General features: G+C 72.0%; 15 protein-coding genes. 10 read left to right on the top strand and 5 right to left on the bottom strand.

Annotation, left to right across the window (positions count from 1 at the left end; translation table 11 throughout):
- Nucleotides 1–22: 22 nt before the first annotated feature.
- Nucleotides 23–439, top strand: coding sequence for a MerR family transcriptional regulator (locus tag ABT158_RS14695; RefSeq protein ID WP_352353277.1), 417 nt, complete (start codon nucleotides 23–25; stop codon nucleotides 437–439).
- Nucleotides 440–442: 3 nt separating this feature from the next.
- On the opposite strand, the gene ABT158_RS14690 is transcribed toward ABT158_RS14695, so the two are convergent.
- Entirely contained in the window at nucleotides 443–2188 is a 1746-nt protein-coding gene (locus ABT158_RS14690; RefSeq protein WP_352353275.1) for an AMP-dependent synthetase/ligase, read from the bottom strand.
- A gap of 128 nt (nucleotides 2189–2316) precedes the next feature.
- Here ABT158_RS14690 and ABT158_RS14685 point away from each other — a divergent pair, with 128 nt between their 5' ends.
- From ABT158_RS14685 to ABT158_RS14655, 7 genes are all read left to right on the top strand, one after another.
- Nucleotides 2317–3084, top strand: a complete 768-nt coding sequence (locus tag ABT158_RS14685; RefSeq protein WP_352353273.1) for a metallophosphoesterase — start codon at nucleotides 2317–2319, stop codon at nucleotides 3082–3084.
- Between the two features lie 83 nt (nucleotides 3085–3167).
- On the top strand, nucleotides 3168–3611 hold the full coding sequence (locus ABT158_RS14680; protein WP_352353271.1) for an SRPBCC family protein: 444 nt from the start codon (nucleotides 3168–3170) through the stop codon (nucleotides 3609–3611).
- A complete protein-coding gene (locus ABT158_RS14675; RefSeq protein ID WP_352353269.1) occupies nucleotides 3608–4771 on the top strand; it encodes an ArsA family ATPase in 1164 nt (387 codons plus the stop codon). The genes ABT158_RS14680 and ABT158_RS14675 overlap by 4 nt, the downstream gene beginning before the upstream one ends.
- Nucleotides 4772–4810: 39 nt before the next feature.
- On the top strand, nucleotides 4811–5206 hold the full coding sequence (locus tag ABT158_RS14670) for a hypothetical protein (RefSeq protein ID WP_352353267.1): 396 nt from the start codon (nucleotides 4811–4813) through the stop codon (nucleotides 5204–5206).
- Between the two features lie 13 nt (nucleotides 5207–5219).
- Complete coding sequence (locus ABT158_RS14665; RefSeq protein WP_352353265.1) at nucleotides 5220–6152, top strand: ROK family glucokinase; 933 nt, start codon at nucleotides 5220–5222, stop codon at nucleotides 6150–6152.
- 12 nt (nucleotides 6153–6164) lie between these two features.
- A complete protein-coding gene (locus tag ABT158_RS14660; protein WP_352353263.1) occupies nucleotides 6165–6899 on the top strand; it encodes an endonuclease/exonuclease/phosphatase family protein in 735 nt (244 codons plus the stop codon).
- A 37-nt stretch (nucleotides 6900–6936) separates the two neighbouring features.
- On the top strand, nucleotides 6937–8043 hold the full coding sequence (locus tag ABT158_RS14655) for a hypothetical protein (protein ID WP_352353261.1): 1107 nt from the start codon (nucleotides 6937–6939) through the stop codon (nucleotides 8041–8043).
- A 9-nt stretch (nucleotides 8044–8052) separates the two neighbouring features.
- Here the strand turns inward: ABT158_RS14655 and ABT158_RS14650 are convergent, their stop codons facing one another.
- Together ABT158_RS14650 and ABT158_RS14645 are read right to left on the bottom strand one after the other, a co-directional pair.
- Nucleotides 8053–8514: a hypothetical protein gene (locus ABT158_RS14650; protein ID WP_352353259.1), complete on the bottom strand. Its 462-nt coding sequence runs from the start codon at nucleotides 8512–8514 to the stop codon at nucleotides 8053–8055.
- A gap of 46 nt (nucleotides 8515–8560) precedes the next feature.
- Nucleotides 8561–9319: an alpha/beta hydrolase gene (locus ABT158_RS14645; protein ID WP_352353257.1), complete on the bottom strand. Its 759-nt coding sequence runs from the start codon at nucleotides 9317–9319 to the stop codon at nucleotides 8561–8563.
- A 147-nt stretch (nucleotides 9320–9466) separates the two neighbouring features.
- On the opposite strand from ABT158_RS14645, the gene ABT158_RS14640 reads away from it, so the two are divergent.
- On the top strand, nucleotides 9467–10174 hold the full coding sequence (locus ABT158_RS14640; protein WP_352353255.1) for a lysophospholipid acyltransferase family protein: 708 nt from the start codon (nucleotides 9467–9469) through the stop codon (nucleotides 10172–10174).
- A 73-nt stretch (nucleotides 10175–10247) separates the two neighbouring features.
- On the opposite strand, the gene ABT158_RS14635 is transcribed toward ABT158_RS14640, so the two are convergent.
- Nucleotides 10248–10703 carry a MarR family winged helix-turn-helix transcriptional regulator gene (locus tag ABT158_RS14635; protein ID WP_352353253.1) on the bottom strand — a complete coding sequence of 152 codons (456 nt, stop codon included), beginning with the start codon at nucleotides 10701–10703 and terminating at the stop codon, nucleotides 10248–10250.
- Between the two features lie 81 nt (nucleotides 10704–10784).
- On the opposite strand from ABT158_RS14635, the gene ABT158_RS14630 reads away from it, so the two are divergent.
- Complete coding sequence (locus tag ABT158_RS14630) at nucleotides 10785–11213, top strand: DoxX family protein (protein ID WP_352353251.1); 429 nt, start codon at nucleotides 10785–10787, stop codon at nucleotides 11211–11213.
- Between the two features lie 171 nt (nucleotides 11214–11384).
- Here the strand turns inward: ABT158_RS14630 and mmuM are convergent, their stop codons facing one another.
- Nucleotides 11385–12251 (bottom strand): homocysteine S-methyltransferase, encoded by an 867-nt coding sequence (mmuM, locus tag ABT158_RS14625; protein ID WP_352353249.1) that lies wholly within the window; start codon nucleotides 12249–12251, stop codon nucleotides 11385–11387.
- Nucleotides 12252–12572 lie beyond the last annotated feature (321 nt).

Below are 12572 nucleotides of genomic sequence, written 5' to 3'. Positions count from 1 at the left end.
AAGCAGGTGTGAGGAGCATCACGTGAAGATCGGCGCGCTCTCCGCGGAGACCGGGGTCAGCCCCCGGCTGCTGCGCTACTACGAGGAGCAGGGGCTGCTGACCTCGTACCGGGCCGACGGCGGTCACCGGCGCTACGGGACGGACGCGCCCGTCGTGGTCCGGCGCATCCGCACGCTGCTCGCCGCGGGCCTGCCGACCAAAGTGATCAGGGACGTGCTCCCGTGCGCCTCCGGCTCCGGCGACGTGCTGGACGCGTGCACCCTCGGCCACCTCCGCGGCCGGCTCACCGGCCTGGACGAGCAGCTGGCCGAGCTCGAGGCCACCCGCCAGGCCCTGGCCGCGATCCTGACCGCGACCGAGCGGGCCGGCGACCCGGCCCGTGAGCCGGCCGATGGGCCCGCCCGTGAGCCGGCCCGTGAGCTGGCCGGAGCCGCCTGACGGCTAGTGGCCGTAGAGCTCCTCGATCTCCTTGGCGTAGTCGCGCATCACCAGGTTGCGCTTGACCTTCAGCGTGGGCGTCAGGTGGCCGCTCTCCTCGGTGAGGTCGGTGTCGAGGATCGTGAACTTCTTGATCTGCTCGGCCTTCGACACCGTGCCGTTGGCCCGGTCGACGGCCTCCTGCACCTGCGCCAGGATCGCCGGGTCGGTGCGCAGCTCGGCCGCGCTGCGGCCGCCGGGCGTCGCCTCGGGGTCGAGCGTGACCAGCGCGGCGACGAACGGACGGCCCTCGCCGACGATCATCGCCTGGGACACCAGCGGGTGGGCGCGCAGCGCGTCCTCCAGCGGGCCGGGGGCGACGTTCTTGCCCGCGGCCGTCACCAGGATCTCCTTCTTGCGGCCGGTGATGCGCAGGTAGCCGTCGGCGTCGAGCTCGCCCACGTCGCCCGTGCGGTACCAGCCGTCGGCGTCGACCGCCTCGGCGGTGGCGGCGTCGTTCTTCCAGTAGCCCTGGAAGACGTTGCGGCCCTTGGCCAGGATCTCGCCGTCGTCGCCGATGCGGACCGAGACGCCGGGCAGCGGCTTGCCGACCGTGCCGATCTTGTTGGCGCCCGGCATGTTGACCGAGATGGGGGCGGAGGTCTCGGTCAGGCCGTAACCCTCGAAGACCTCGATGCCGACGCCACGGAAGAAGTGGCCGAGCCGGTCGCCGAGCGCCGAGCCGCCGGAGACGGCGGCCGACAGCCGGCCGCCGGTGGCCGCCCGCAGCTTGGCGTAGACCAGCCGGTCGAACAGCAGGTGACGCAGCCGCAGGCCGAGCGGCGCGCCGCCGGACGCCTCGGCCTTGCTCCAGGCCACCGCCACGTCGACGGCGCGGGCGAAGATCTTGCCCTTGCCGCTCGCGGCGGCCTTCTGCTCGGCGCCGTTGTAGACCTTCTCGAACACGCGCGGCACGCCCAGCAGGAACGTCGGCTTGAAGTCCTGGAGGTCGGGGGCGACGTTCTTCATGTTCGGGGTGTGCGCCATGATCGCGCCGGCCTCGACCAGCACCACCTGGATCATCCGCGCGAAGATGTGCGCGAGCGGCAGGAACAGCAGCGCCGCCGGGTCCTTGGAGCTGAACAAGGGGTCGAGCGGCCCGCGCAGCACGTTGAGCGCGGTGAACAGCAGGTTGTCGTGGGTGATCCGGCAGCCCTTGGGACGGCCGGTGGTGCCCGAGGTGTAGACGATCGTGGCCAGATCGGCGGCGACGACCTTCTTCCTGCGCTCCTCCACGGCCGAGCCGGGCACGCCCTCCGCGTCGAGCCGCCCCTCGACCCGCCAGACGGCCTTCAGCTCGGGCGCGGCCTCGCGGACGGTCTCCTCGTGCGCGTCGAGCTCGACGAAGGCCGCCTTGGCCTCGCTGTCGGCCAGGATCCACCGGACCTGCTCCACCGACGAGGTCTCGTAGATCGGGACGGTGACCGCGCCGACGGACCAGAGGGCGTAGTCGACCAGCGTCCACTCGTAACGCGTGCGCGACATCAGCGCGACCCGGTCGCCGTGCTCGATCCCCGCCGCGATGAGCCCCCTGGCCACCTCGACCACCTGGTCGCGGAACTCGCCCGCGGTCACGACGGGCCAGCCGTCGTCGGTCTTGCGGCGCATGATCACGGTGCCGGGCTCCCGCTCGGCCCGGTCGAAGACCGTGTCCGGCAGGCTTGCTGAGGCAGGCACATCGACCAGGACGGGGACGCTGTACTCGCGCACGAACTTTCAACTCCTCTACGGGGACCGCCTGGACGTTACCGCCTTAAGTTACGCGCCGGTAGCATCGTCATGGGAGCGTTATGAAGGGCGTTCATCACGCTAGCAGCCGTCCCACCTAGGATTTCCCCATGAGGGTCCACGTGGTGAGTGACGTGCACGGCAGGGCCGACGCGCTGGCCCGCGCGGGCGAGGGCGCCGACGCGCTGGTGTGCCTGGGCGACCTGATCCTCTTCATCGACTACGACGACCACGCCAACGGCATCTTCGCCGACCTGTTCGGCGCGGAGCGGGCCGCCGAGTTCATCGCCCTGCGCACGGCCAAGCGCTTCGACGAGGCCAGGGCCATGTCGGCGCGGCTGTGGGCCACCCTCGACGGCGACCCGCGCGAGCACATCGAGCGCAACGTGCGCGCCCAGTACGCCACCCTATTCGCCGCCATGCCCACCCCCGCCTATCTCACCTACGGCAACGTGGACATTCCCCGCCTGTGGCCCGACTACCTCAAACCGGGCCATCAGGTGCTCGACGGCGAGGTGGTGGAGATCGGCGGCCTGCGCTTCGGCTTCGTCGGCGGCGGCCTCAAGACCCCCTACCGCACCCCGTACGAGATCGGCGACGAGGAGTACGCCGCCAAGGTCGAGGCGATCGGCCAGGTCGACGTGCTGTGCTGCCACATCCCGCCCGCCCTGCCCGAGCTGCTCTACGACGTCGTGGCCAGGCGCTTCGAGCGCGGCAGCGAGGCCACGCTGGCGGCCATCCGGCGCACCCAGCCGCGTTACGCCCTGTTCGGCCACGTCCACCAGCCCCTCCACCGCCGCGCCCGCGTCGGCCGCACCGAATGCGTGAACGTCGGCCACTTCCGCGGGAAAGGAGAGCCGTTCGTCCTGGAATGGTGAGCCGTTCGTCCTGGAATGGTGAGCCGGGCGGCCCGTGACCGGCGCTCCGCCGCAACGGGCGGATTCTGCATTACGGTGGTCGCATGGCTGATCGCACCACTTCGAGCACCACCATCGGCGCCGGCCGCGCAGAGGTCATGGCGGTCATCGCCGACTTCCCCGCCTATCCCGAATGGGCCGGATCGATCAAGCGCGCCGAGGTCGTCAGTACGGGCGCCGACGGGCGGCCCGAGCAGGTGCGGTTCGTCCTCGACGCGGGCGTGATCAACGACACCTACACCCTGGCCTACACCTGGGACGGCGACGACAACGTGCGCTGGCAGGTGGTCGAGCCGGGCAAGATGGTCGGCGACCTGCGCGGAAGTTACCAGCTGGCCGAGACGGGCAGTGGCACCGACGTGACGTACGAGCTCACCGTCGACCTCACGGTGCCCATGATCGGGATGATCAAGCGCAAGGCCGAGAAGGTGATCGTGGACACCGCGCTCAAGGGGCTGAAGAAGCGCGTCGAGGGCCGTACCCGGTGAGCCCCCGGGTCCTGCTCTTCACCGGCAAGGGCGGCGTGGGCAAGACCACCGCCGCCGCCGCGACCGCCACGCTGGCCGCCGAACGCGGGCTCAAGACGCTGATCGTCTCCACCGACACCGCCCACTCGCTGGCCGACGCGCTCGCCGTCGAGCCCGGCGAGATCGCGCCGGGCCTCCACCTGCACCAGGTCGACACGCAGAAGACCCTGGAGCGCCACTGGGGCGACCTGCAGCACTACGCCAGGGGCGTGCTCACCGAGCTGGGCCTCGACGAGATCACCTCCGAGGAGATCACCGTGCTGCCCGGCGCCGAGGAGGTCATCGCCCTGCTCGAACTGCGCGAGCACGCCCGCCAGGGCGCCTGGGACGTCATCGTCATCGACTGCGCCCCCACCGCCGAGACGCTGCGGCTGCTGGCCCTGCCCGAGGCGCTCGACTGGCACGTCACCAGGCTCATGCCGGTCGGCCGCAAGCTGGTCAAGGTCGTCGCGCCGTTCGTGCGCAGCGTGGCCAGGGTCAGCGCGCCGGGCGACGACGTCATGAACGCCGCCGAGCGGTTCCACCGCGGGCTGATGGAGGTGCGCGAGCTGCTCACCGGCGACAGCGCGTCCGTGCGGCTCGTGCTCACCCCCGAGGCCGTGGTGCTTGCCGAGGCCAGGCGCACCCTCACCTCGCTCAACCTGTACGGCTACCGCGTCGACGCCGTCATCGCCAACCGCGTCTTCCCGGCCGGCGGCGCCGACGAGTGGCGGGCCAACTGGGTGAGCGCCCAGGCCAGGCTGCTGGCCGAGGCCGAGGAGTCGTTCGCGCCGCTGCCCGTCCACACCGTTCCCTACCTGCCCGCCGAGCCGGTCGGCCGGCGCGCGCTGGCCGAGGTGGGCGCCTCCGTCTACGGGGACACCGACCCGTTCGCGGCGCCCGCCGTCGAGCCGCCGCTGCGGCTGAGCGCCGACGAGCTGACGCTCGCCCTGCCCGGCGCCGACCACGACGACGTCGACCTGGCCCGCAAGGGCGACGAGCTCATCATCACCGCCGGCCCGTACCGCAGGATCCTGGCGCTGCCCGCGGCGCTGGCCCGCAGGAAGATCAGCTCCGCCGTGCTCCGCGACGGCGCGCTGAGAATACGGTTCAGTGTGGGGAGCGAATCCGGCTCCGAATGAGTTGAGCAGGATGAGCGAACCATACGCAGGGAGGGCCAGATGACCGAGAACAACGACAGAGACCCCATCGGCACCGTGGCCGACGAGGCGCGCAAGCTGTTCGAGACGATCCAGGGGCGTGCCACGCGCCAGGTCGGCAAGACCGTCTACAACTCCTTCACGGGCGGCGGCGCCCGCAAGGAGCGGGACGTGTGGAGCGAGGCGGTGTCCGAGCCCCACGACGAGTACATCTGCCGCGCCTGCCCGGTGTGCCGGGCGATCGCGGCGCAGCGCGAGTCGGGCGCCGACGTGACCGGCCACCTGGTGGCCGCGGGCGGCGAGCTGTTCGCCGCGGTGCGCGGGGCGTTCGACGCGCTGAGCAGGCCCGCCCCCCGCGGGCCGCGCGACACCCGTGACCGCGATCGCGGCGACGTGGAACACATAGATCTGGGATAGGGAGACACGCGGCATGCTCACGATCGGTGTCGACATCGGCGGTACCAAGGTCGCCGCGGGCGTGGTCGACGACAACGGCGAGATCGTCGAACACACGCTCAGGCCGACCGCGGCCGACCGGCCCGACGTGGTCGCCGACACGGTCGCGGACGTCGTCCGCGAGCTGTCGCAGGACAGGGACGTCGAGGCGGTCGGCGTCGGCGCGGCCGGGTTCGTCGACGAGACCCGCTCGATCGTGCGCTTCGCCCCCAACCTCGCCTGGCGCGAGGAGCCGCTGCAGAAGAAGATCAGCGACCTGGTCGGCCTGCCCGTCGTGATCGAGAACGACGCCAACGCCATGGCCTGGGGCGAGACCAGGTTCGGCGCCGGGCGCGGCCAGTCCCACGTGGTCTGCCTGACGCTCGGCACCGGCATCGGCGGCGGCATCGTCATCGACGGCGCCCTCTACCGCGGCCGCTGGGGCATGGGCGCCGAGCTCGGCCACATGCAGGTCGTGCCCGACGGACGGGTGTGCGGCTGCGGCAACATCGGCTGCTGGGAGCAGTACGCCAGCGGCCAGGCCCTGGTCAAGGAGGCCAGGGAGATCGCCGCCCGGCAGCCCGACCGCGCCGAGATCCTGCTCGGCCTGGCCGGCGGCCGGATCGAGGGCGAAGAGGTGACCGAGGCCGCCCGGCTGGGCGATAAGGCCTCGCTGGCCGCCTTCCGCAGCCTGGCCGACTGGCTCGGGCAGGGCATGGCCGACCTGGCCGCCGTGCTCGACCCCGGCTGCTTCATCGTCGGCGGCGGCGTCTCCCGGGCCGCCGACCTGTTCCTCGACGAGGCCCGCGAGGTGTTCGCCAGGCAGCTCACCGGCCACGGCCACCGGCCGCTCGCCGAGATCCGGCTGGCCGAGCTGGGCGCGTCCGCGGGGGTGGTCGGGGCCGCCGACCTGGCCAGGCGGCGCTAGCGCGTGCCGGCCGTGGCTCCCTCGTCCGGCACGCGGGGCATGCGCGACGGCGTGCTGGTCAGGGTCGCCTCGTACAACGTGCGCAGCATGCGTGACGACGTGCCCGCGCTGCGCCGGGTGCTCGCCGCCATGCGGGCCGACCTGGTGTGCGTCCAGGAGGCGCCGAGGTTCGCCCGGTGGCGGGCCAGGCGCCGGGCCCTGGCCGAGGCCGGCGGGCTGCGCGTGGCCACGCCGGGACGCGCCGGCGGCGTGTGCGTGCTGGCCGGGCCGCGGGCCCGGGTGCTGGAGGCGCGGCTGCACCGGCTCAAGGCGTTCCCCGGCCTGGAACGCCGGGTGCTGGCCGTCGCCGTCGTCGAGATCGGCGGCGCGCGGCTGGCCGTCGGCTCGCTCCACCTCGACCTGCACCTCGCCGCCCGGCTGCGGCACGCGGGCGAGGCCATGTCCCTCATGGAACGGGCGGCCGCCGCGCACGACGCGGCCGTCGTGGTCGGCGCCGACGTCAACGAGCGGGGGCACCAGCCGGCCTGGCGTCTCCTGGCCGCCCGGCTGTCCGACTGCCACGCCGTCGCGCCCGCGGGCGACGGGCTGACCTTCCCCGCCGCGCGGCCCGCCGAGCGCATCGACGCGGTGTTCGCCGCGCGCGAGGCACGCGTCCTGTCCTGCGGGGGAGTGGCGGCCGGGAACGCCGATCTGGCCGGGGCCAGCGACCATCTGCCGGTGCTCGCCGAGTTGCAGGTTGGACTCTGACGGGCGAGCCGCCCGGGGCAGCCCGTAGCATTTGTTCATGACCCGTCGCTCTCAGCGGCGTGCGCTCTCCGTCCTTCTGGCGACGTCCGTGGCCTTGCCGCAGGTCACGCCCGCCGCGCATGCCGAGCCCCGTCCCGCCGCCGAGGCGTGGCAGAAGTCGACGAGCGCGCGCCTCGACGCGGACGGCTCGCTCTCCGACGTGCTCGCCGTCTCGCCGGGCGACGTGTGGGCGGTCGGCCAGCAGGAGATCTGGGACGTCTGGAAGAACCGCGGCACGATCCGCCACTGGAACGGCACCTCCTGGAACGAGGTGGCCGTGCGCGACGCCACCGCCGCGGGCAACCTGCGCGGCCTGGCCGCCGCCGGCGCCTCCGACGTGTGGGCGGTCGGCGACGGCCACGACAGCCTGCCCTACCTGGCCCACGGCGACGTCACCGGCTTCGACCGGGTCCGGCCGCAGGGCCTGCACGCTGGCGACTGGCTGGGCGGCATCGACGCCAAGCCGGGCCGGGTGGTCGCGGTCGGCAGCCGGGAGAAGTACGGGCTCATCCTCAGCGGCCAGGGCAACACCTGGACCGTCCAGCAGACCAAGGAGAAGGGCGCGCTCTACGCGGTCGCCTCGGGCTTCGCGGTCGGCGACACCGGCGGCGCGCCGCTGATCATGCATTACACGTCGGGGGCCTGGAAGTCGATGTCCGTGCCCGCCGTCCCCGGCGGCTACCTGCGTGACATCCAGGTCGACAGCGCCAAGCGGGCGGTGGCCGTCGGCGGGGTCTACCACGGCCCCGGCGAGATCTCGCCGCTCGTGCTCACCTGGAACGGCAAGCGCTGGCAGCGCCTGGCGATCCCGGCCACCGGCGCCCGCCTCTACGGCGTCACCGGCGACGGCAAGGGCCGCTACTGGATGACCGGCTACGACCCGGAGCAGGCGGCCCAGCCGTTCGTGATGCGCTGCGAGAAGGACGCCTGCCAGATCATCCGCGGCGCCGCGGAGAAGGGCCGCAGCAGCGTACGCCTCCAGGCGGTGGCCTACCTGGCCGGCAAGGGGGCGCTGTGGGCGGTCGGCCACGCCGTCGACGCGGCCGACCGCTACACCGACGTCGTGGAGTCCTTCGCCCCCCGCACCACCACGGCCAAGTCGTAGCGGGCCGGGCTACAGGACGGCGCCGTCGTCCCAGCCGGAGTCGTTGGGCGGGCCGTCGCCCATGCGCACGACCAGCGCCACGAACCCGCCGATGAACGCCGCCACCGCGGTGAACAGCGCCCATCCCTCCATCTGCCAGCTGGCCATCGCCGCCACCAGCAGGTAGGCGGGCCCGCCGAACAGCGCCACCCAGGCGAGCTTGGTGGGCAGGTCGAGCTTGGGCAGCGGCGGCGGGGGAGGCGGCTCGAAGTGCCCCTCGTCCTCGTCGTCGTCGCGGGCGGGTTCGTCGCGGTCGGGCGCGTCCTGGTCGAGTTCGGGCTCCTCGGACGGTTTGACCACCCTGCGGGTGGGCTCGGCGGGCACGTTCTCGCTGTCCGGCCATGGCTGGTCGGCCGAGTCGCGCTCGGCTGTGTCGTTGAAGGACGCGACGATCTGCCGCCAGACCTCGTCCTCGTCACTCTGGGGCGTCACCTAGATGGGCCTCTCCGCAGCGATCGCGACTTCCCCCTGGGTGCGATCAGTCCCTCTGCAAGGGTACCGAGGCATGTGTCCGGATGAAGTCGAGGCTACCGGCAAAGATCCTGTCGGCATCGTTGTCAAGCGTCGCAACATGGTAGCTGTCCGTGAGCTCCTCGATCGTGGCCTGCGGGACCTTCTGGCGAATGATCGCCACACTCGTCGGTTTCACCACGTGGTCGTCGCGGCTGTGGAAGACCAGCAGCGGCTGGGTGACCTTCGCCAGGTCGGCCTGCACCAGCGACCACAGCCCCGGCAGCGACGCGGCCGCCTTGACGGGCGTGCGGGAGTAGGCCAGCTCGGTCACGCCCGGCTTCTTGACGTCGTTGGCGACGCCGGGCACCGACGGCAGGAACCACTTCAGCAGCGGCGCCAGCCTCAGCAGCGGCACGTCACTGGCGATGGACGGATTGACCACCACCACGCCCCTGACCGCGTCCCCGTGCACCTCGGCCAGCCGCAGCGCCAGGCAGCCGCCCAGCGACAGGCCCGCCACGAACATCTCCGAGCAGCGCCCCTGGAGGTCGGCGAACGCCTTCTCCACCTCGGCGTACCAGTCTTCCCAGCGGGTGCGGTTCATCTCCTGCCACGTGGTGCCGTGCCCCGGCTGGCGGGGCAGCGAGACGCTGACCCCATGGCCCGCCAGGTACTCGGCCCAGGGCCGCAGCGACTGCGGCGTGCCGGTGAACCCATGGCACAGCAGCACACCGACCTGACCCGCTCGGTGGTGGTAGGGCTCCGCGCCTGGCATGAGCGGCATAACAGCTCCTTGACGCAATTTCATCCCGGAACTGCCCGATCGTCGCACGTTCAGGGGTGATTGTGCGAGAGCTGGTGTAGTTGCATCTCGTCAGGGATGGGAAGATGACTCTGCTCAATCACGCTGTCCTGGGGAAGAGGTGGCCGGGTGTTCTACTGGGTGGTCAAGGCCATCTTGAAGCCGATCCTCATGCTCTTCCGCCCGTGGACGGAGGGTGGGGACAACGTACCCAAGCAGGGTCCCGCGATCCTGGCCGGAAACCACCTCTCCTTCGCCGACCACTTCTTCGGCCCGCTGCAGATCCGCCGCAAGGTGATCTCGCTCGGCAAGGCCGACTACTTCACCGGCACCGGCGTCAAGGGCTTCTTCACCCGGCTGTTCTTCAGCGGCGTCGGCACCGTGCCGATCGACCGCTCCGGCGGCAAGGCCAGCGAGGCCGCGCTCCGCACCGGCCTGCGCATCCTGCGCGAGGGCAACGTCCTCGGCATCTACCCCGAGGGCACCCGTTCGCCCGACGGCCGCCTCTACAAGGGCAAGACCGGCGTGGCCCGGCTGGCGCTGGAGTCGCGGGTGCCGGTCATCCCGTGGGCGATGGTCAACACGTACGAGATGATGCCGCCCGGGCGGCTGTTCCCCAAGCTCGGCATCCGGCCGGGCGTCCGGTTCGGCAAGCCGCTCGACTTCTCCCGCTACTACGGCATGGAGGACGACCGGCTGGTCCTGCGCGCGGTCACCGACGAGATCATGTACGCGCTGATGGAGCTGTCCGGCCAGGAGTACGTCGACAAGTACGCCGCCAGCGCCCGGGTCGAGATGGAACGCGCCCGCCGCGCCGCCGCCAAGACCGGCTCCTGAGGGCCTGTCCGTTTTCGCGGTCAGCTCCCAAGGGCCTGTCCGTTTTTCCGGCCGGTTCCCGGCGCCTTCGCGGTCAGCTTCTGAGGGCCTGTTCGCTCTTCGTCATCGCGCTGGTCAGTGAGGTCAGCTCCGCGCGGGTGAGCCGGTCGATCAGATAGTCCCGCACGACCTCCACGTGCCCCGGAGCGACGCGCTCCAGGCAGCGCTCGCCCGCCTCCGTGAGCACCGCCAGCACCCCGCGGTCGTCGGACGGGCACGTGGCGCGCTCCACCAGCCCCGCCTTCTCCAGCTGCGTGATCTGGTACGTCAGCGCGCTCTTCGACACCACCACGCCCCGGGCCAGCTCGGTCATCCGCATCCGGCGCTCGGGGGCGGCCGACAGCCGCACCAGGATCTCGTACTGCGGGTGCGTCAGCCCGGCCGCGGCCTTGAGCTGCTCCTCGATGCGCCGTTCGAGCAGGTGGGAGGCCGACAGGAAGGCGCGCCAGGCGGCCATCTCCGTCTCGTCGAGCCAGCGGGTGTCCGTCACGTCCCAAGTGTACTTGTTGTTCAGATTTGAACTACCGGTAGAGTGGTTGTTCAAATCTGAACGACTCCCTTTGGAGGGTCCATGATCGACCAGGCGCGTCCCATCGCCCTGCTGCTGGCCAGGATCGCCGTCGGCGTGATCTTCCTGGTGCACGGCTACCAGAAGTTCGCCGACATGGGCATCGCGGGCACCACGAAGTTCTTCGAGTCCGCGGGCATCCCCCTGGCCGGGGTGGCCGCGCCGGCCGTGGCGGTGCTGGAGGTGGCCGGCGGGATCGCGCTGATCCTCGGCGCCGCCCTGCCGATCGCGGGCACGCTGCTGGCCCTCGACATGATCGGGGCGATCGTGTTCGTCCACGGCTCCAGCGGCTTCGGGGCCGGTGAAGGGGGCTACGAGTTCGTCCTCGCGCTGGCGGCGGCGAGCCTGGCGGTGGGATTCACCGGCGGCGGCGCCCTGGCGCTCGACACTCTCCTCGGCCGCCGCCGCACCCCGGCTCCGGCCACCGCCTGACAACCCGCCCGTTCCGGCCGCTCACGACCCTCGCGCGCGCCCGTGCGCGGGGGTCCTGCGGCCTTTTCGTCCGTACGGCGTGCGCGGGGGCCTGCGGTCGGGGCTTCGTCCGGACGGCGGCCGGGGCGTCGGGGTGCCGGTGACGTCTCGCCGGGTCCGGGCCCGGGGGTGTCAGGTCAGGTGGGCGCGGATCTGCCGGATGTGCTCAGGGGTCGTGCGGCAGCAGCCGCCGATCAGCGACGCCCCGGCGCGCTCCCACTCCTTGGCGGCCAGGCCGTACTCCACCGGGTCGGACAGGCCCAGCCACCGGCGCTGCTCGGCGTCCCACGTCTCGCCCGAGTTCGGGTAGACCACGACGGGCAGGCCACCGGACAGGCGGGCGACCAGCCCCGGGATGTGCCGCGGCGCCGTGCAGTTGACGCCGACCGCCACCACCTGCGGGTTTCCGGAGAACAGCGCGGCGGCCCGGTCGATCGGGGTGCCGTCGTTGATGCGCTCGGCGTCGCGGCAGGAGAAGCTCACCCACGCCTTGACCCCCGGCGTGGAGGCCAGCAGCCCGGCCAGCGCCCGCGCCTCGGCGTAGGACGGGATGGTCTCGCAGGCCAGCAGGTCGGCGCCGGCGGCGGCCAGGATCTCCCAGCGCGGACGGTGCCAGGCCAGCAGGCCGTCTTCGTCGAGGTCGTAGTCGCCGGTGTACTCGGCGCCGTTGGCCAGATAGGCGCCGTAGGGGCCGACCGAGGCCGCCACCAGGCCGCGACCGGCCTCGTCGCGGGCCTGCCCGGCCAGCTCGACCGACAGCCTGATCAGCCGCTCGGCCTCGGACCGGTCGAGCCCGCGCCGCTGGAAGCCGGGGATGGTGGCCTGGTAGCTCGCCGTGGTCGCCACGTCGGCGCCCGCCGCGTAGTAGTCGGCGTGCACCCGCCTGATCAGCTCGGGCTGCTCCAGCAGCAGGCGCGCCGACCAGAGCTCGTCGCGCAGATCCGCGCCGAGCGACTCCAGATGCGTGGACAGGCCGCCGTCCAGGACGAGTGTGCTCACCCGTCCAGAATAGGAGGCCGCGGGGGATGGTGGCACATGAGAATGGCACGCCTTTTCCCGGGGACGCCGGAATATCGCGGCGGAGATATCGCCGGGCGTGGAATTCATAATGGGTCGTGGGGTCATTCGTACGCGGGTGTGCCGGGTCGTTCGCGACGCCGGGGCCGGTCATGGCGTGCCGTCGTTCCCTGGACGGCCGCCATGGCCCATTACGCCGGGCTCGCAGAGCGTCGAGATGATTAGGCGCTGAAATCAGCAAAGAATCCAGAATCCCCGCCTTTGGCGGAAACGACGGTTCTGGAAACGGTGCCAGCGCCAAGT

Origin of the sequence: Nonomuraea sp. NPDC001636, assembly GCF_040298265.1 — a bacterium.
GTDB lineage: Bacteria > Actinomycetota > Actinomycetes > Streptosporangiales > Streptosporangiaceae > Nonomuraea.
The sequence above is the reverse complement of the archived record's forward strand: the minus strand, read 5'-3'. Positions and strand labels throughout refer to the sequence as shown.